Source organism: Hymenobacter arizonensis (genome assembly GCF_900115775.1).
GTDB classification, from domain to species: Bacteria; Bacteroidota; Bacteroidia; order Cytophagales; family Hymenobacteraceae; genus Hymenobacter; species Hymenobacter arizonensis.
This window is the reverse complement of record NZ_FOXS01000003.1, coordinates 25,766-43,783: the sequence shown is the minus strand read 5'-3', so window position 1 is coordinate 43,783 and position 18,018 is coordinate 25,766. Positions and strand designations below refer to the sequence as shown.

Sequence of the window (18,018 nt, the reverse complement as noted above, 5' to 3'; positions counted from 1 at the left end):
AGCACACCATGGACATTAAATATCTGTCGGATGAGAAGGGTAAAATCACCGGGGTTTTCATTTCGATTGAAGACTGGGAACGGCTTCAAAAGGAATACAAAATCGATGTAAAGGCCGCGGCTGATTCCAGGGCTAAGCTGCAGCAGTCGCTGACTGAAGCTATGAAAAAGGTGAAGCCGGAGGAAGACGAAGGGTGATATTTCTGTAGCTGCACGCGGGGGCACCTCACCCCCTGACCCCCTCTCCAAAAAGAGGGGCACCAGCTTTGCCCTGGCGTAAGATGTAAAAAGCCTGCTGAACAGCAGGCTTTTTATTTAATACTATTATCAAGGCATGACCGGTGCCACCTCTTTTTTGGAGAGGGGGTCAGGGGGTGAGGTGCCCGGTGCACAGGCAACGCCTACCGCCCAAAGTCGTCCTGCACGCGCACGATATCGTCTTCGTCCGAGGGCTGATTGGCATCCGTATGCTGCCAGATTTCGGCTAGCACGCCCCACTCTTTTAGGCCCACCAGGCGGTGGCGTTCGCCCTGTTGCAGCACGATGCGCTCGCCGACCTGATAGTTTTTCACTTCGCCTTGCTCGTCGGTGGTGCTGGTGGCCACGCCCACGGGGCCCTGCACTACCTGCCAGATTTCGGCCCGGCGGTGGTGGTACTGCCAGGAAAGGCGCTGGTGCGGGGCAACTAGCAGCATCTTAGGGCTCAGCTTGCCGGATATCCGCAGCTGGTCGACGGATAAACCGTTGAAATAAGTATCAGCGAACTGTTGGGCCTGGTCTTCGTCGATGACGAAAAAACCGCCCCAAGGACGCGTGGCGTCTTCTTTGGCAACGGTGAAACCTTGTTCTTTGAGCTGGGCTGCCACTATTTGAAACAGTGCTTCCTTTTGGGTGTCGGTGGTGGGCATAAAACCTTTATAAAGCGGGAAAAGTCAAAAGTAAGGAATGCAAATAAGTCCGACAGGAAAAACTGCTTCGCTTGAGCAGCCGGCACACAATGAAGCAAGCATCATGGTAGCCACTTGAGAATAGCTGCAAACTATTAAGCAGGCTCGATTCATTGGCTTCATTTTGCCAACAAGCCAGGGTCTGAGATGCAGAGGTGGCATTACCGAGCCGCAAGATGCCACATTTGCTTCCGCACTCACCAGCTGGTATCTGGCCTGCAGCGACGTAGCTCTGCAATTGATTTTAAACACGGCGTGCAATTGTCACATGGGGTTCGAATGCCCTACAACGCAATTAGCTTTAGTTAACCTTTTGACAAAGCGGGTAGTATAAAATAAGGGGCTATTATTTCACTTAATTATTTCGGTATGCATCAGCAACATCAGCAACTACTCGACGCCTTAAACGCCTGCATAGCCGCCTGCGAGCATTGTGCCACCGCCTGCCTACAGGAAGACCACGTGAAAATGATGGCCCGCTGCGTTGCCCTCGACCGCGACTGCTCCGACCTCTGTGCCCTGACTGCCCGCTTCGTGGCCCGTGGCTCGGAACACGCCTCCCACCTCATGCGCGAATGCGCCGAGCTCTGCAAGGCCTGCGGCGACGAATGCGCCAGCCACCAGCACCAGCACTGCCAAGAGTGCGCCGAAGCTTGCCGCCGCTGCGAGCAGGCCTGCCGTCAGGCCATGGCTGCCTAAATCAAGCTTGTACTTCAGAAGTTCTCTTGCTTCTGCAGGCAAGCTTATCGGGCATCTCTTTGCCCGCTTTCTCGACGGGCTGCGTGCCGCTTGCTCCATAAAAGCTCGCCAATAATCACCGCACTCAGCCTGCTTTTAGCACGGTAAGAGCCCTGAGCTTTTGCTCGCAGCCGCGGCAGCATTCGTAGCAGCTGGCACTAGCGCTTACCAATAAAACCAGCTTATGGACTTCTCAATCGCCTGGCAGAAACTAAACGAAATTGGCCGCGACCTAATGCGGGCGTTGCCCAATATTGCCATTGGGGTAGTCATATTCGTGGTGTTTGCGCTGCTGGCCCGCGGGGTGCGGGCGGTGGTACGGCGGATAACGCGCAGCAAAGGCAAAAACCATAGCTTGTCGCTGCTGCTGGGCCGGCTGGCCTACGTGGCCATGCTCATTCTGGGGTTGCTGGTCACGGTTACGATTATTCTGCCTGGCTTCACCCCGGCCAGCTTGGTAAGTGCGCTGGGCGTGGGCGGCATTGCCATTGGCTTTGCCTTCAAAGACATTTTTCAAAACTTCTTGGCTGGCATTCTGCTGTTGCTGACCGAGCCGTTCAAGATTGGCGACCAGATTAAATACAAGGACTTTGAAGGCACGGTCGAGTTCATCCAGACCCGCGCCACTACCATCAAAACCTATGACGGCCGGCGCGTGGTGATTCCCAACGCCGAACTATTTACCAATGCCGTGACGGTGAATACCGCCTACGACCAGCGCCGCCTGCAATACGACGTCGGCATTGGCTACGGCGACGACATTGCCCAGGCCCGCGCGCTGATGCTCGAAGCCATGCGCGAAACCGAAGGCGTGCTCCAAGACCCCGCCCCCGAAGCCCTAGTGATGGACCTGGCCGAGAGCTCCGTCAACATCCGGGCGCGCTGGTGGGTAAACCCGCCCCGCCAGGCCGATGTGCTCGATGCGCAAGACCGGGTGCTGGAAGCCATCAAGAACAAGCTTTCGTCCAATGGCATCGACCTGCCGTTTCCTACGCAGCAAATCCTGTTGCACGACCAAACCGAAGTCGTCGACGGCAACCGCAGCCGCCAGCGCGAAGGCTGGCCCGCCGGCAAAAGCAACGTGCCTCCCTCGCGCGCCGACGCTCAAGCCGAGGCCGAGGCCGAAGCACAAAACGCCAACGACCGAGAACCCCATACCTAAAGCGCGTGGCCAATAGCATTTCGGAAGCTTATTTCAAGAGGAAAAGAGCCCCAGCGCTTGCTACCTCTAAAGCAGTTAAAGCAGTTGAGCCCACCGAGGGCCGCAACGTTGTAAATAACGTTGCGGCCCTCGGTGGGCTCATTTTATTATAAACTGCCGGGCAGACTAAGGCGTCGCCCTCACTTCTTTCTTCACGCCTTCCAGCGTTTGCTTGGCGCCTTCCAGCTGCTGGCGCATGGCTTCGAGCTTCGATTTTTCAGCGTCAATCACAGCTTCCTGCTGCTTCACCTGGCCCTCTAACTCCTGCACCCGTTGGGCTTGAACCGCCACGGCGGGATTGGTCGAGTTGAGGTCGGCGGCAACCGACGAAGTGTCGCCAGTAGACTGGCAGCCGGTGCAAGCCAAGCCTAAGAGGAGTAGCAAGGCCGAGGCGCTTGGGAGGGTTTTCATGAGGGGTGAAACTAAGTGAAGTGCGGCAATGCCCTGTGAGGGGTTAGTTGGGAGCAAGGTAGTCCCTAGCCGGCTTTGGCCTGGGTTTTAATACCCCTTAAGTTTTGTTTGGCCCCGTCCAGCTGCTGCTTGAGGCCTTCAAGTTTCTGTTTTTCCGCGTCGGAAATGGCTTTTTGTTGGCGCATTTGCTGCTCCAGGGCCTGCACACGCTGGGCCTGCTCAGCTATTGCAGGATTGTTGGAATTTAAGTCTGATGTCAGGGAATTACCAATCGAACAACTACTGAGTACCGAACCAGTAAGCAACAACGAGGCAACAACTATATTTTTGATTTTCATGGCTTTAATAATTAATCGCACTATAAAACGAGACTACATTAAAGTACGGAGGTGGGAGCAGGTTGTTCAATTAATATTAGGTTAGAAGCCAATTGAAGCCTATTTGGACGGCAGACAAGGGTTGACTTCGGCCCCTTTTCCTGGCCAGTAGTTTGCGTTATAGCTAGAAGCTAAGCTGCGCTACCGGACATCACCTTAGCCTTGAGTCGGTGCTATTATTCATTGTTCTCGCTGAGCGGCTTAGCTGTGCGCCAACCCGAGCGAATAGTTTTCCAGCGCGTATTTATTAACCGAATCCGGTAGCCACGGCGTATAGCAGGTATTCACTTCAAAATCCCTGTGCAACCCACTCGCCATTATTTTTCCAATGCCGTGGGGTCCGTCGATTTTGTCCCCGACGCCTACGTGTACTTGCATTGGTCGGGCGCTCCACTGAGCAGCGCAGAATTTCGCGGGTTGTACATGCACGCCCGCAACCTCCTGAAACGGTACCGGTTGACGGCCATTCTGGCCGACCACCGCGACATGCCCGATGCGCCCGCCGATGCCGACCGGGAGTGGCTCCTGACCGAGTGGCTGCCCCAAACGGTGGCCGAAACGGGTTTCACGCGCTACGCGGTGCTGCCAACAGACGCCCCTCAACACCGCCTGCATACCAGCGGCGTAGTGCGCGACCTTGCCCGGCACGTTAACGTGTCGGTATTCGACGACCTCGACCAGGCCGCCGCTTGGATAAGCACCGCGCAGTAGCCGCGGTAAAACCTGAACGGTGCAACTTGCGGAGCCAACTTCCGCCCTGCTCCAATGAAGTTCCCCCTGTTACGCTGGCTGCGCTGGCGCTTCGACCTCTCGCACGACATGGCCGAGCCCGAAGCTATTCTGGCCGGTGTGGAAGAAGGTATTGCCTTCCGCGGCACCAATCTGTGGGTGCTCATCTTCGCCATTCTGGTGGCCTCGGTTGGGCTGAATGTCAATTCCACGGCCGTTATCATTGGCGCCATGCTGATTTCGCCGCTCATGGGCCCCATTGTGGGCATCGGGTTTGGCGCGGCCACCATGGAGGTCGCCATCATTCGGCGGGGCCTGAAAAACCTGGTCATCGCGGCTGGCATTAGCCTGGCGGTGTCGGCACTCTACTTCCGGCTCACGCCACTCACCGATGCCGGCTCTGAGCTGCTGGCCCGCACCTCGCCCACTACCTGGGATGTGCTCATTGCGCTGTTCGGCGGGGCAGCGGGGGCCGTGGGCCTCACCCGCCGCGCCCGGGGCAATGTGGTGCCGGGAGTGGCCATCGCCACGGCCCTGATGCCGCCGCTGTGCACGGCCGGCTACGGGCTGGCCACGGCGCACTGGGCCTACTTGTTTGGGGCGCTGTATTTGTTCTTCATCAATTGTGTGTTCATTACCCTGGCCACGTTTCTGGTTACGCGCATTCTGCCTTTTCCAGCGCATGCCTTCATCAGCAAGTCGCAGGCCCGCCGGGTGCAGCTCAGCATTTGGGCCGTGGCGCTGTTCACGGCGGTGCCCAGCGTGTACCTGGCCTCTAGCATTGTGCGCCGCACCACCTTCAACCACAACGCCCGGCAGTTTGTAGAAGAGCAGTTGAACTTACCGGCTTCTTTCGTGGTCACGCGCCGTATCGACCCCGACACCCGCACCATCAACGTGCTGATGGCCGGCCAGAACCTAACGCCCACGCAGCTACAAGCCGCCCGCAGCCGCCTGAGTGAATACCGCCTGCCCACCAACACGCAACTGACCATTCGCCAAGGCATCGCCGGCATCGACTCGGCCGATGCCCGAAGCCTGCGCAACAGCCTGCTCGACGACGTGAACAACCGCAACGAGCAAACCATGGCCGGCTACGATTCCCGGCTGGCGCAGCTCCAACAAATGCTGGCCGCGGCCGATAGCCCCCTGAGCACCGGCCTGCCCCCAGCGCCTGTACTCCTGCGCGAAGTCCAGATTGAGCACCCCAACGTGCGCCAACTCGGCCTGAGCCGCCTCCTGCAGCCCGCCACCGACTCCCTACGCGCCGATACCACCGTGGTGGTTTCGGTAAGCACCCGCCGCCCCCTGCCGCCCGCCGAGCAACAGCGCCTCGCGGAGTGGCTGCGCATCCGGGCCGGCGAAAAGCACCCGGTACAGCTGTTAGTTAAATAATTATCCTGCTTTAAATCGGCAGTTTTTGATAAATAATTTCGACTCTATTTCCGAAAGTACTTCAGTTGCTCTAACCTCCGCATGGCTCGCTCAGCATCATATTCACTTTTTTCCAATTGCTCAACTGAAGTGTAATTAATAAAGCGCATCTCGGCGATACCTGGGCCGTGGTCTACCAAATTGAACCCTCCGCAGGCGTTGCACCTCACAATAAGGAATACGGCGTCTGGAACATCGGTATTACGGGCTAAAACAACTGTTTCCAAAGCTGCCAAACAGCTGGAACAAGGCTGCCTGAGCGTGTCGATAACAAGTTCTGGCTTCCGGAAATAAGACGAAAACTTAATAAGCGAGCCCATTAAATTTCCATACAACCAACTGTTAAGCAGATATTTTATATCAACATCTACAATCTGCGCCAGCTCAAAAAATACTTCAGCTACAAATTCTGCTTCTTCAGTATCAAGACTCTTTCTTTCGACGCTTTTCAAATATGCTTTTAAATATTTTTTGCGTTGAGACAGGGAATAATTTTGTTCTATTAACTCTATCAAAGCTTGGGAACAATTAAAGAACAACTCGTCTAACCGCGTACACAAATCACTATCAGAAGGCATCAAGCCACGTAATTCAAACTCACTATTTGCAAATTTCCGCCTGGCTTGAAATGTTCGTAGTTGGCTAATCAATTGCTCACCCATATTGCGTTCGCTGTTCAAAAACTGGCCTATTTATTCTTTCCGGCTGCCATCACAAATTTCACCTCCCCGTTCGCCCTTACTCCCACCTCTCGCCACCCCGCCTTGCGGTAGAATGCCTCCGCCCGCGTGCCCGGCTCCGTGCCCAGCCACACGGGCTCATCGGTTTGGCTGAAATACCAGGCTAGCATGATGTTGTGCAGGGCGCGGCCTATTCCCTGCCGGTCAAAATCCGGGTGCACAAACAGCGCCCAGATATTACGCCCCCGCAAATCGACAACGGCAAAGCCCACGATGTGGCCTTCAACCTCCGCCACCCAGCCTTTGCCGCGGCGCGTCAGGTAATCCACATAATCCCCGTAGGTCACGGCGCCGGGCGTGTTCAGCACGTTCTCCTTCACCGACAAACGCACGTCTGACATCTTCGAAATATCAGCTACTTCAGCTTCTCTGATTAACATAGTTGCAACTATCCAGAATGTGAGCGGCGAGGAAGTTTCGCTAGTAGGTAAGCCAAGTCAAATGAACCAGCAGCGGAGCAAAGTAAGCCCTACTGCAGAAACCGCTACCTTCAGCGCCTATATTTCCGCTCTACCCGCATGCAGATTTACAATTTCTGGGCTCGAGAAACGGCTGCTTATGCCCCGGCAACTGGCGAGCATTACGACCTCGTGGCCTACGCTGGCAGCAACCTCAACCAGGCCGATGCAACAGCGCAGGCTCGCCAGAAGCTGCTAAGTCGCCAAGACCGCCTCGAAAGCGGCGAACGGCTAAACGAGTACCCTGCCGGCGCCAAGCCCCTGCGCGAAAAGCTGGAACAACGCCTCTACACCCCCGAAGGCAAGGAGATGGGCGCCATTACGCGTAACGCCTACGGGGCACTAGTCCTGAACACCAGCCGCCTGATGTTCGTCGACGTAGACCTAGTCGATTTGCGTCCCCGGCCCGAGCTAAGTGCCGGGCTTTTCACGGAGCTTTTGCGCTGGCTCCGCATCATTCCCACGCCGCCTCCAGTTCCTCCCATAGAGCCCTTGCCGCTGCTGGAAGCTAAGGTGCAGCGCTGGCTACAGCAGCACCCGGCGTGGCACTTCCGGCTCTACCGCACCCGGGCGGGCTACCGTCTGCTGGCCACGCACGCCGAAATACTTCCCACTGATGCTGTGGCCAACCAAGTGTTTACCGCCCTCGGAGCCGATGAGATTTATGCGCGCATGTGCCGGCTGCAAGCTTGCTACCGGGCCCGTCTCACACCCAAGCCCTGGCGCATAGGCCTGGCGCGCCCAACATACCTGTTCCCGTACCAGGACGCCGAACAGCTGACGGCGCAAGCAGACTGGGAATCGACTTACACTGCTCAAAGTGCTGATTTTTCGGTGTGCGAGTTCATCGGCGACTACGGCAGTGGCCAGGTATGCCCGGCCGCCAAAGACCTGCTGGCACTGCACGACGCAGCCTGCCTCGGCAGTCGCACGCTGGCCTAAGCAGCCGTGCCGCTTCAGTTATAAAAGCAGGCGCAGGGCGGCGGGCCGCTAGCTGAAATCATACGGGTACCCAATGCCTTGCAGGTCTTCCTCCAGCTGGGCCCAGTCCTCCAGCTCGTCCACAATACCCAGCACAGTGGCCTTGGTCAACGTCTCACCCCGGTAAATTTTGGCCACGGCCTCTACCTCACTGGGCGAGCGTTCGGTTTCGTCGCCGTAGTATTCGTCGGCCCACTCGGCGTAGGTTTCGGGGTTGCCATCGAGCATATACAGCAGCTCTTCGGAGCCGTCGTCCTCGTTTTCCACCACGCCGGTTTGCCAGCCGTGCTCAGGCGTGTACCACAAGCAAAACGTGGTGCCGATGGAATTGACCGGCTCACCGAAGATAAAATCATCGAAAACCTCAGGCAGACCGCGAGTGACTTTGGCTTTGTCGGGCTGGTCGTAGCCATCGAGGTAGCCGTTTATCACGCAGCCCTCCGGGCGAAACAGGATGAGCATCTGGTCGCCTTCGCCGTCGCTCATTTCCAGCACCTCTTCGCCTTCGCCCCAAGCGGCGTTGTAGGTGTAGTAGCGGTACTCTACATCCTGGGAGTTAATGGCATCGAGCACGGCCAGAGCCTTGCTGAGGCGTTGTAAAGATGCGGCGTCGGGCAGGGCACTGTATTCTTGGGTCGAAATCATGGCAAGAGAATAAGGTGTTTCGCCTAATACGACTTTATCATGTCGGCCGGCACCACCACCACAAAATCGGCGATGTTCACCTGTTCCTTGTCCAGCTGCTGCAGCTGCTCCTGGCTTACCACGCTCAGGGTGCGCACGCGCAGCTTGGGCGCATACTGGCGCAGGTAGGCCACAATGCCGTCGTGGTGGTCGGAGTGGTAGCTGCCGTTGAAGTGCAGCAGGGTTTGCCCCTCCTGCCGGCTCGTGCGAATGGAATGGGCCATGGTGGCATCGCGCAGGGCCTGGGCCTGAATGATGTTTTGAGCGCCCCCACCGTGGGCCTTGCTGTCGCCCCCGAACATAGCGGCCATGTTCTTGTAGCCCGGCAGCTCGTAGTCGACCTTCAGCGGCAGCGGCGCCAACAAGGGCCGGTCTGCCTTCGGCAGCTTATCGAGCGCCTTGAGACTGCCCCGCGCCACGGCGCTCACAAACGGCCGCGGGGCGTTGGTGGCAATCACCGAGAGTTTGTTCTCGTTCGCAAAAAGCAGCAGCGGGCGGTAGTCGGTGGCATAGTTAGGCCACGGGCGCGCCTGGCGCTCAAAAGCCGAATCGACCAAGGCGCCGGTCACGTACTGTGTCAGCAGCGTCTGCACGTCGCGCTCAAACATCTCCATGCCCAGCACCAGCTGGCCGGGTTTCTTCAGCTTCTGCAGGTCTTTGGCCACTTGCAGCTCCAGCCAGTGTGCCATCACGTCGTTGTGCTGCTCGCCAAAGAGCACCACATCAGCTTGGGCCAACTCAGCTAGCATCTGGTCGTAATCGGCGGGCTGACCGGTGGCGGTGAAGAGGCGGTAAGCAGGCCGGTCGCCGGTGAAGCCAGTTAGTAGGCACGCAATAAGAGCGAGGCAGAGAATACGGGGCATGGAATGGGTCTTTTTAAAACAGAACGTCATGCGAAACTTATCAAAATAGACAAGCTCCGCATGACGTTCAAAGTTCGCCGTGGCTGCTTATCCTTTATAAAACATCCACTTGCCCAGCTCTTTATACGTCACCTTCTTGCCGTACATGAGCACGCCCACTCGGTAAATCCGGGCCGCTACCCACACCGTGCCGATGAAGCCCAGAATGAGCAGGAAAATAGACAGCGCCAGCTGCCACATCGGCACGCCAAACGGCAGGCGAATGACCATGGCAATGGGCGAAGTGAAGGGTATCATCGACATCCAGAAAGCCACCGGGCCGTCGGGGTTGCGCAAAATCACCGACAGGCCCACGATGTAGCTCAAAATGAGCGGCATGGTAATCGGAAACATAAACTGCTGGGTATCGGTCTGGTCGTCCACCGCCGCGCCCACGGCCCCGAATAGCGCCCCGTAGAGCAGGTAGCCGCCCAGGAAGTAGATGATGAAGCCGAACAGAATGGTGCCAATGGGCAGGTTGCCCAACGTAGCGAAAACGTTGAAGCGCCCGGCGGCATTCGCCGGGTTTGCCTGCTGGCTAACGTTCTGGTCAAACTTCTCGCCTGCGCTGCTGGCCTCTCCACTTTGCTGGTCCATGGGCGTTGCGTTGGTGTTAGTGGTAGCCGCAACTTCAGTTTTAGGCTTATCCTTACCCGCACTTGCCAGCAGCGGCAGCAACACCGACGACGCACCAAACGACAGCAGGCCCCACATCAGAAACTGCGTGAGGCCCACGGCGGCAATGCCCACAATTTTGCCCATCATCAGGTCAAACGGCTTCACCGACGACAGCATCACCTCCATAATCCGGCTCGACTTCTCCTCGCCTACCCCGCGCATAATCTGCACGCCGTAGATGAAAATGAAGAGGTAAATGGCCAATGCCAGCACGTAGGCCGTGCCCGAAGTAGCCAGGGCATTGCTATCGGCTTCCTTACCCGTGTCGTCGAGGCTAATGGTTTTCAGGCTCACTTTCGAGCGCAGCCGGTCGAGCTGGTCCTGCGAGAGGCCCGACTTCTGCATCTTCAAATCCGAGAAGGCCTTGTTCAGGGCGCTCTCCACGGCCAGCTGCTTTTTCAGGCTGATGTTGCCCTTGCCGTAGAACTGCACGTTGTCGGGCTTTTCCACGTCGAGGCCGGCGGGCAGGTACAGCAGGCCGTCGTGCTTGGCTTTTTGGAAGCCTTTCTTGGCTTCGGCGAGGGCGCCAGCGGCCGGCACGAAGGTTAGCTGCGGCGTGCTCACCAGGCGGCTCGCTATGTTGAGGCCGCTTTCATCGCGCACTTCCACCACATCGGTGCTGTCGTCCGACTTGGCTATTTGAAACATGAAGGCGCCGAAGGCCGCAATAAGCAGCGGCACCGCCAGGGTAAGCACAATGAAGGCTTTTTTGCGAACACGGGTCAGGTATTCGCGTTGGGCTACGAGTAAGAATTTTGAGGCCATAATGGTTGGAGGTTAAGTAGGAATTAGCAATCAGTACGTCATGCTGAACGGAGCCGAAGCATCTCGCCTGGGTTGCTATTCCTTTTTCGTACGATTGAATTACTAGTGCACGCGAGATGCTTCGACTGCGCTCAGCATGACGTGCTAGACTTTAAACGGTCTCCTCCACCAGCGTTTCCGGCATGGTTTCGCGCACGCGCCGAATGAAAATCTCGTTGATGCTCGGAATCAACTCCCGGAAAGAATCCACCTCCACGTTGTTGATGAGGTAGCGCAGCAGGTCGTTGGGGCGCACACCGGCGTGCAGCTGCACGCGGGCATAGAAATGGCCGTTTTCGCGCTCGGTCTGCTCCACCACTTCAAAGTCGGGGTGCACCACTATCAGCTTGCCCTTGCCCTCTACGGCGTAGGTGTTGGTCTTGAACTGGTCGCGGATAAGGCCAACGGGGCCGTCCAGCACCTTGCGCGAGCGGTTTATCAGGGCAATGCTGTCGCAGAGCTCTTCCACCGACTCCATGCGGTGCGTCGAGAAAATGATGGTAGCGCCCTGCTTGCGCAGCTCCAGAATTTCGTCTTTAATCAGGTTGGCATTAATTGGGTCGAAGCCCGAGAACGGCTCATCGAGGATAATCAGGCTGGGCTGGTGCATCACCGTGGCAATGAACTGCACCTTCTGCTGCATGCCCTTGCTGAGGTCTTCTACGTTCTTATTGGCCCACTCCTTTATCTCAAACCGATTGAGCCACTGCTTAATGCGCTGGGTGGCATCGGAACGAGTCAGGCCGCGCAGCTGGGCGAGGTAGAGCAGCTGCTCGCCCACTTTCATCTTCTTATAGAGCCCCCGTTCCTCGGGCAGGTAGCCAATCTGGGCAATGTGACTGGGATTCAGCCGCTCGCCGCGGAAACGGATTTCGCCCTCATCCGCCGCCGTAATCTGGGTAATGATGCGGATGAGCGAGGTTTTGCCCGCCCCATTGGGGCCGAGCAACCCAAATATGCTGCCCTCTGGAATGGAGAGGCTGACGCCGCTCAGGGCAACGTGCGCGGCGTAGGCCTTGCGCACATCAATGGCTTCGAGAATTGGTTTCACAGAAAAGAGGAGTTGGTTTAATGGTAAATGTAGAAATATCCGAGCGGTATGGAATACCAGCAGGTTCAATTAGTTGGCTCGTCCAATTCGGCCAGATTGGCTTCCAGGCGGTCGAGGTGCTGGCCGTAGAGGCGCTGCACGTACCAGCGCGTGCCGTACACGGCCAGCAGCTGCAGCAGCACCCCAAACACAAGAAACACCCCGCCCACAATGAACAGCAGCTTCCATCGAAACGGGGTGGGCCGTGCCAGCTCCCTCCCCACAAAATAGCCAAAATTCAGTAGCATTACTGCTGGACCCGCAGCCAGCGTGAGGCGGTAGTAGAAGCGCAGCATTGCCCGCAGCCCTGCGGCCAACTGCTTCAAGTGCCCGCGCACGTTGCCCTCTACCAGCCGCATGCGGTTCAGCATCACCAGCATCCGGTAATAGTAGTACAGCAGGCCCAAGCCCAATGCCAGCATTATCACGGCGTAGACGCGGTAAATGAGCGTTTCGACCATGAAAAATGCGAAGGGCGAAACCACCACCAACATGGCCGTAAACCCCGTTTCCCAAAGGGCGCTGCGGCGCATCTTATCCACTAGGCCGGGCCGATTGGCTAAGAGCGTTTCCAGCTGAACAGAATTTATAGGCGCTACGGGCTCCGGCGGGTTTAGCCAGCTTTGGCGCAAGTCTTCGAGTTGCATAACAAGTAGGATTTAGCGGGTGGTAACGGGCAACAGCTGGCGCAGCTTTTCCTGCACCCGGTGCATTTTCACCCGCACGTTGTTTTGGGTAATGCCCAGAATCTCGGCCATTTCTTCATAAGGCCGGTCTTCGAGGTAAAGCAGCACAAAGGCCTTATCAACCTCCGACAGCTGGTCGATGGCCTGGTAGAGCGCCGCCCGGTCCTCAGCATCGGGGCCAGCCTCTGGAGCCTGAGCCACGGCCAGCGCCTCAGCACACAGCTCCCCCGACACGGGGCGGCGGGTGCGCTGGCGCAGGTTCGAGATGGCCACGTTCAGGGCAATGCGGTAGAGCCAGGTGCTGAGCTTGGCGCCCGGCTGCGGTACGTAGCGCGGCCACGCCCGCCACAGCTGCAGCACCATTTCCTGAAACAGGTCCTGCCGGTCGTCGGAGTCCTGGCAATAGAGCCGGGCCACGCGGCGCAGCAGCGGCTGGTACTCGTTTAGCGCAGCAACAAATTCAGCAGATGGGGCGGCAGACATACGAGGCTGTGATTTCGGGCAGTTAATCGCCAAGCCGAACCCAGGCATTACAGCGTTGGTCAAAAAAATATTGCGAAAATATTTTTTTCAGGTGTGGGTGTAATGCCCACCAAAGATGGACGATAGATGACCCAAAGCTATTCTTCTCACCTGCATCTGCATCATGAAAAACCCAAATACTATTGTCGGTATTGCTTTCGGCCTGGGGAGTCTTTCTCAAATCGTGCTCGGCAACTATTTCGCAGCGCTAGCAACGGGCCTGTTTGCCGGCGCCATGCTTCTGTCAGACACATTCTATGGCTCGCCTGCTGCCCGTGTTACCGTAGTGCCTCTTTCCACCTGGCGCCGCTTTACCTGCTTCTTGCTGCTAGGTGCCTCCATTGCACTTTTTAGCTATGACATTGGCCGTGCTTTACACCAAGCCACCCACAAGTCGACCGCTAAAGCCTCACTCAAATAATCAATTCAAACCCATCATCCATCTCACCTTTTTTCTGTAAAAAATGCGCCTTCTTAAACTCTCCCTAGCTGCTGCTCTGCTATTAGCTAGCCCATTGGCCCAGGCCCAAAAGGCAGCGAAAGCTCCCAAAACGACAGCTGCCCCTACGGCAACTAAAGCACTGCTTTGGGAAATTTCGGGCAACAAGCTCGCCAAGCCGTCCTACGTGTTTGGCACCATTCACCTGCTCTGCGCCGACGACCTAAAGGTGAGCGAGGCGGTAAAGACGGCCGTTGCCAACTCCCAACAAGTAGCGCTGGAACTGGACATGGACAGCCCCACCATGGCCCAGGAAATGCAAAGCATGATGATGCTGCCCACCGGCCAAACCGTGCAGGGCTGCATGACCAAGGAGGAGTACGCGGCCGTGAGCGACTATTACACCAACGAGTTGAAGATGCCCTTTGCCCAAATGGGTGGGATGAAGCCCTTCATTCTGTCCACGCTGCTCTACCCCAAGATGCTGGGTTGCCCAATGGGCAGCTACGAGATGACGCTGGTGGAAATGGCCAAGGCCAAGCAAATGGAGGTAATCGGCCTCGAAACAGTAGCCGAGCAACTCGGCATATTCGACAAGATTCCGTGCGAAAAACAAGCTCGTCTATTATCTGATATGGTTGCGAAGCGTGGCGAAGCCCAGCAGGAATTCCGGGCCCTGCTCCAGTTGTATCAGGCCCAGGACGTAGAAGGCCTTTTAAAAATGTCGATGAACAGTAAATTCGGCATGGAGGAGTATGAAGACATGCTCCTTACCAGCCGCAACAAGCGCTGGATACCACTGATTGCACAGCAAGCGGCCAGCAAACCGACCTTTTTTGCGGTTGGTGCGGCCCACCTGGGCGGACCGAGTGGCGTATTGGCATTGCTCCGGCAGCAAGGATACCAGGTGAAGCCGGTGTTCTAGACCCACAAAACTTCTAAAGAAGCTCGAAGGCTCAGACCCTTCAAGACAGCAAAAAGCCCGCCTTCATAACTGGAAGGCGGGCTTTTTAGTGATTGAGCGCTGGGTTTGTTCAACGCGCGGACTCTCAGAGTCCATGCTACATTTCGCCTTACGCGAAATACTCCTTCACTTTTTCGAAGAAGCCTTTCTCGTTTTTGCCGGGGTGCGGCGTGAAGTTATCCGAGTCGCGCAGCTTCTCCAGTAGCTCGCGCTCCTGGCTGCTCACATGCTTGGGCGTCCACACATTCAGATGAATGAGTTGGTCGCCACGGCCGTAACCATTGATGTCCTTGATGCCCTTGCCGCGCAGGCGCAGGATTTTGCCGGGCTGGGTGCCCGGGTCCACCTTGATTTTCACCTTGCCTTCAATGGTCGGCACCTCCAGGTTGGCACCCAGAGCGGCGTCTACGAAGGAGATGTACTGCTCGAACATGATGTTGTTGCCGTCGCGCTTCAGGAATTCGTGCGGCTCTTCTTCAATCTGAATGAGCAGGTCGCCGGGCACGCCGCCGCGCTCCGGGAAGTTGCCTTTGCCGCTCATACTCAGCTGCATGTCGTTGGCCACGCCCGCAGGGATATTGATGGGAATCACTTCCTCGTGCAGCTGGCGGCCGTCGCCTTTGCACACGTCGCAGGTAGCGGTCACGGTTTTGCCCTCGCCGTTGCAGGTGGGGCAAGTGCTGCTGCTCACCATCTGGCCGAGCATGGTATTCACCACGCGCTTGGTCTGGCCCTGGCCCTGGCAAGTCTGGCAGGTTTTGAGCTCGGTGCCGTTTTTGGCGCCGGTGCCGCTGCAAGGCTGGCAGGCCACGTAGCGCTTCACCTTGATTTTCTTCTCAACGCCGTTGGCAATTTCCTCCAAGTCGAGCTTCAGCTTGATGCGCAGGTTCGAGCCCTTGCGCTGGCGCCGCCCGCCGCCCTGGCGCCCGCCAAAGAAGCCCTCGAAGCCGCCGCCACCACCGAAGATGTCGCCGAACTGCGAGAAGATGTCTTCCATGTTCTGCGGTCCGCCGCCATTGCCGCCCATGCCCTGGTGGCCGTAGCGGTCGTAGCGCGCGCGCTTATCGGCGTTGCTCAGCACCTCGTACGCCTCGGCCGCTTCCTTAAACTTGTCCTCAGCCGTGGGGTCGTCGGGGTTTTTGTCGGGGTGGTACTTGATGGCCATTTTGCGGTAGGCCGACTTGATTTCGTCAGCCGCCGCATTTTTGGCGATACCTAATATCTCGTAATAATCGCGCTTAGTTGCCATCGTTTTCTAAAAAATTATCCAGGGCAGAGTCTGCAAAGTTACTACTGCCCAAGCACCACTTTAGCGTGGCGAATAACCTTGTCACCTAAATAGTAACCTTTCTCTACCTCGTCCACTATTTTTCCTACCAAGTCCTCGCTGGGCGCCGGAATTTGCGTAATGGCCTCGTGCAGTTCGGCGTCGAAGTCGCCGCCCTGCGCGTCCATGGCTGTCAAACCCTTCTGCTGCAGCGTTTTGTTCAGCTTGTTCTGAATAATTTCGATGCTCTCACGCACGGCGTTGGCATCGGTGGTTTCGCGGGTAGCATTGCGGGCGCGCTCAAAGTCGTCGAGCACGGGCAGCAAGGCCGTCATCAGTTCCTGGTTGGCGGTTTTGAACAGTTCAATCCGCTCCTTGGTGGTGCGGCGCTTGTAATTCTCAAATTCCGCGGCCAAGCGCAGGTACTTATCCTTCAACTCCGCCAGCTCCGCGTCGGTGCGGGTGCCTTCGGCAGCAGGAGCAGCCGTGGGCTCAGCGGCAGTATCGGTGGTGCCACCTTCAACGTCGGCCATTTCGCCAGCTGCGTGCGCTTGGTCAGCGGTCAAGTTGTCGTCCTGGGGCAGGTTATTATCGTCAGCCATTTTGGGAAAGATTCGTCGGAATGGGTTTTTCACGGGGTTAGCCGGTTAGTCACCCTTTGGGCGCAATTCACTTGCCAAAGGGGTGCGGGCTGCCATAGTGGCACAGACTTTTATTAGGTTCAGTATAGCTCTAAATCAGCGCGGCAGCGTGCAACACAGTTAGAACGCCATAAAAAATGTCCCCAATTCGGCTTTGAATTGGGGACATCAAATCAAGCAATTGGAGTTCCTCGGCCTATTCTTCGCCGTCTTCCTCACCGAAGCCCTGGCGCACCGGCGCGGCATTACGCCGATTTTCCTCCAGCGCCTTCCAAATCATGTCCTTCAGCGGCACAATGTTCTTGTTCGTTAAGCTGGAGATGAAGATGGACGGAATATCGGACGGCAAGGTCTCCCGAATTTCAGCTTCCAGCTCCTCATCAATCATATCGGACTTGGTGATGGCCAGCAGGCGCTTCTTTTCCAGCAGCTCGGGGTTGAACTGCTCTAGCTCTCCCAGCAGCACCTGGTACTCCGCCGCAATGTCGGGGCTGTCGCAGCTTATCATAAAGAGCAGCGTAGAATTGCGCTCGATGTGGCGCAGGAAGCGCGTGCCGAGCCCTTTACCTTCGGCCGCGCCCTCAATAATACCCGGAATGTCGGCCATCACGAAGGACTTGTAGTCGCGGTAGGCCACCACGCCCAAGTTGGGCACCAAGGTCGTGAAGGCATAGTCGGCAATCTTAGGCTTGGCCGCCGATACTACCGACAGCAGCGTGCTCTTGCCCGCGTTCGGGAAGCCCACTAGGCCCACGTCGGCCAGGAGCTTCAGCTCCAGAATAATGATGGCCTCAATGGCCGGCTCGCCGGGCTGAGCGTAGGTTGGAGCTTGGTTGATGGAGTTCTTGAAATGGTCGTTGCCCCAGCCGCCGCGTCCGCCGGGCACCAAGATGAGCCGCTGGCCGTGCTCCGTAATTTCGAGCAAATGGGTACCGTCCGGGTCGCGGGCCACAGTGCCTAGGGGCACTTGTAGCACAATGTCCTCGCCCTGGGCGCCGCTGCGTAGGTTTTCGCCCCCACCCTCGCCATCTTTGGCGAAGACGTGCTTTTGGTACTGCAAGTGCAGCAGGGTCCAGAGTTGGGAGTTGCCCTCTAGGATGATGTGACCGCCGCGGCCGCCATCGCCGCCGTCGGGGCCGCCGTTGGGCAGGCCCTTGGCCCGGAAAAAGTGGTGCGAGCCCGCCCCGCCTTTGCCCGAACGGCAGATGAGCTTAACGTAGTCGATAAAGTTATTAGAAGCCACAGGAATGGAGAATTAGGGGTAAAAGAACTGTCATCCTGAGCACAGCGCAGGACCTCTCGGCGTTAGGGCTAGCTACAGAACGT

At 57.2% G+C, this 18,018-nt stretch carries 22 protein-coding genes; 8 read left to right on the top strand and 14 right to left on the bottom strand.

Features of this window, described 5'->3' with window-relative positions; genetic code table 11:
- The first annotated feature begins 8 nt into the window (after positions 1 to 8).
- A complete protein-coding gene (locus tag BMZ66_RS11910) occupies positions 9 to 197 on the top strand; it encodes a hypothetical protein (protein WP_092673232.1) in 189 nt (62 codons plus the stop codon).
- A 203-nt stretch (positions 198 to 400) separates the two neighbouring features.
- Here BMZ66_RS11910 and BMZ66_RS11905 read toward each other — a convergent pair whose 3' ends face one another.
- A complete protein-coding gene (locus BMZ66_RS11905) occupies positions 401 to 907 on the bottom strand; it encodes a cupin domain-containing protein (protein ID WP_092673229.1) in 507 nt (168 codons plus the stop codon).
- A 408-nt stretch (positions 908 to 1,315) separates the two neighbouring features.
- Here BMZ66_RS11905 and BMZ66_RS11900 point away from each other — a divergent pair, with 408 nt between their 5' ends.
- The gene (locus BMZ66_RS11900) at positions 1,316 to 1,645 is read left to right on the top strand and encodes a four-helix bundle copper-binding protein (RefSeq protein WP_092673226.1); all 330 of its coding nucleotides are present in this window, start codon (positions 1,316 to 1,318) and stop codon (positions 1,643 to 1,645) included.
- Positions 1,646 to 1,868: 223 nt separating this feature from the next.
- Complete coding sequence (locus BMZ66_RS11895; protein WP_092673223.1) at positions 1,869 to 2,846, top strand: mechanosensitive ion channel family protein; 978 nt, start codon at positions 1,869 to 1,871, stop codon at positions 2,844 to 2,846.
- Positions 2,847 to 3,011: 165 nt separating this feature from the next.
- On the opposite strand, the gene BMZ66_RS11890 is transcribed toward BMZ66_RS11895, so the two are convergent.
- Complete coding sequence (locus tag BMZ66_RS11890; RefSeq protein ID WP_092673220.1) at positions 3,012 to 3,296, bottom strand: hypothetical protein; 285 nt, start codon at positions 3,294 to 3,296, stop codon at positions 3,012 to 3,014.
- A gap of 65 nt (positions 3,297 to 3,361) precedes the next feature.
- A complete protein-coding gene (locus BMZ66_RS25120; RefSeq protein ID WP_143080173.1) occupies positions 3,362 to 3,634 on the bottom strand; it encodes a hypothetical protein in 273 nt (90 codons plus the stop codon).
- Between the two features lie 339 nt (positions 3,635 to 3,973).
- Between BMZ66_RS25120 and BMZ66_RS11885 the strand changes: the two genes are divergently transcribed.
- Together BMZ66_RS11885 and BMZ66_RS11880 are read left to right on the top strand one after the other, a co-directional pair.
- A complete protein-coding gene (locus tag BMZ66_RS11885) occupies positions 3,974 to 4,384 on the top strand; it encodes a hypothetical protein (protein ID WP_143080172.1) in 411 nt (136 codons plus the stop codon).
- A 54-nt stretch (positions 4,385 to 4,438) separates the two neighbouring features.
- Positions 4,439 to 5,797, top strand: coding sequence for a DUF389 domain-containing protein (locus BMZ66_RS11880; protein ID WP_092673214.1), 1,359 nt, complete (start codon positions 4,439 to 4,441; stop codon positions 5,795 to 5,797).
- A gap of 44 nt (positions 5,798 to 5,841) precedes the next feature.
- Here BMZ66_RS11880 and BMZ66_RS11875 read toward each other — a convergent pair whose 3' ends face one another.
- Together BMZ66_RS11875 and BMZ66_RS11870 are read right to left on the bottom strand one after the other, a co-directional pair.
- Complete coding sequence (locus tag BMZ66_RS11875) at positions 5,842 to 6,516, bottom strand: DUF4844 domain-containing protein (protein ID WP_143080171.1); 675 nt, start codon at positions 6,514 to 6,516, stop codon at positions 5,842 to 5,844.
- An 8-nt stretch (positions 6,517 to 6,524) separates the two neighbouring features.
- The gene (locus BMZ66_RS11870; protein WP_092673208.1) at positions 6,525 to 6,956 is read right to left on the bottom strand and encodes a GNAT family N-acetyltransferase; all 432 of its coding nucleotides are present in this window, start codon (positions 6,954 to 6,956) and stop codon (positions 6,525 to 6,527) included.
- Between the two features lie 138 nt (positions 6,957 to 7,094).
- Between BMZ66_RS11870 and BMZ66_RS11865 the strand changes: the two genes are divergently transcribed.
- A complete protein-coding gene (locus BMZ66_RS11865; protein WP_092673205.1) occupies positions 7,095 to 7,976 on the top strand; it encodes a hypothetical protein in 882 nt (293 codons plus the stop codon).
- A 48-nt stretch (positions 7,977 to 8,024) separates the two neighbouring features.
- Here the strand turns inward: BMZ66_RS11865 and BMZ66_RS11860 are convergent, their stop codons facing one another.
- The 6 genes from BMZ66_RS11860 to BMZ66_RS11835 all read right to left on the bottom strand — a co-directional run bounded on the left by BMZ66_RS11860 (position 8,025) and on the right by BMZ66_RS11835 (position 13,342).
- Positions 8,025 to 8,660: a hypothetical protein gene (locus tag BMZ66_RS11860; RefSeq protein ID WP_092673202.1), complete on the bottom strand. Its 636-nt coding sequence runs from the start codon at positions 8,658 to 8,660 to the stop codon at positions 8,025 to 8,027.
- A gap of 23 nt (positions 8,661 to 8,683) precedes the next feature.
- The gene (locus tag BMZ66_RS11855) at positions 8,684 to 9,562 is read right to left on the bottom strand and encodes a ChaN family lipoprotein (protein ID WP_092674702.1); all 879 of its coding nucleotides are present in this window, start codon (positions 9,560 to 9,562) and stop codon (positions 8,684 to 8,686) included.
- An 87-nt stretch (positions 9,563 to 9,649) separates the two neighbouring features.
- Positions 9,650 to 11,044, bottom strand: coding sequence for an ABC transporter permease (locus BMZ66_RS11850; protein ID WP_092673199.1), 1,395 nt, complete (start codon positions 11,042 to 11,044; stop codon positions 9,650 to 9,652).
- A 151-nt stretch (positions 11,045 to 11,195) separates the two neighbouring features.
- Positions 11,196 to 12,134 carry an ABC transporter ATP-binding protein gene (locus BMZ66_RS11845; RefSeq protein ID WP_092673195.1) on the bottom strand — a complete coding sequence of 313 codons (939 nt, stop codon included), beginning with the start codon at positions 12,132 to 12,134 and terminating at the stop codon, positions 11,196 to 11,198.
- 65 nt (positions 12,135 to 12,199) lie between these two features.
- Positions 12,200 to 12,820, bottom strand: coding sequence for a hypothetical protein (locus BMZ66_RS11840; RefSeq protein ID WP_092673192.1), 621 nt, complete (start codon positions 12,818 to 12,820; stop codon positions 12,200 to 12,202).
- A 12-nt stretch (positions 12,821 to 12,832) separates the two neighbouring features.
- Positions 12,833 to 13,342, bottom strand: a complete 510-nt coding sequence (locus BMZ66_RS11835; protein WP_092673189.1) for an RNA polymerase sigma factor — start codon at positions 13,340 to 13,342, stop codon at positions 12,833 to 12,835.
- A 163-nt stretch (positions 13,343 to 13,505) separates the two neighbouring features.
- Here BMZ66_RS11835 and BMZ66_RS11830 point away from each other — a divergent pair, with 163 nt between their 5' ends.
- Entirely contained in the window at positions 13,506 to 13,802 is a 297-nt protein-coding gene (locus BMZ66_RS11830) for a hypothetical protein (RefSeq protein WP_092673186.1), read from the top strand.
- Positions 13,803 to 13,845: 43 nt separating this feature from the next.
- Positions 13,846 to 14,745: a TraB/GumN family protein gene (locus BMZ66_RS11825; protein WP_092673182.1), complete on the top strand. Its 900-nt coding sequence runs from the start codon at positions 13,846 to 13,848 to the stop codon at positions 14,743 to 14,745.
- A gap of 148 nt (positions 14,746 to 14,893) precedes the next feature.
- Here the strand turns inward: BMZ66_RS11825 and dnaJ are convergent, their stop codons facing one another.
- From dnaJ to obgE, 3 genes are all read right to left on the bottom strand, one after another.
- Positions 14,894 to 16,033 (bottom strand): molecular chaperone DnaJ, encoded by a 1,140-nt coding sequence (dnaJ, locus tag BMZ66_RS11820; RefSeq protein ID WP_092673179.1) that lies wholly within the window; start codon positions 16,031 to 16,033, stop codon positions 14,894 to 14,896.
- 41 nt (positions 16,034 to 16,074) lie between these two features.
- Positions 16,075 to 16,653: a nucleotide exchange factor GrpE gene (locus BMZ66_RS11815; protein ID WP_092673176.1), complete on the bottom strand. Its 579-nt coding sequence runs from the start codon at positions 16,651 to 16,653 to the stop codon at positions 16,075 to 16,077.
- A 235-nt stretch (positions 16,654 to 16,888) separates the two neighbouring features.
- Positions 16,889 to 17,935 carry a GTPase ObgE gene (gene obgE, locus BMZ66_RS11810; protein WP_092673173.1) on the bottom strand — a complete coding sequence of 349 codons (1,047 nt, stop codon included), beginning with the start codon at positions 17,933 to 17,935 and terminating at the stop codon, positions 16,889 to 16,891.
- Positions 17,936 to 18,018: the final 83 nt, after the last annotated feature.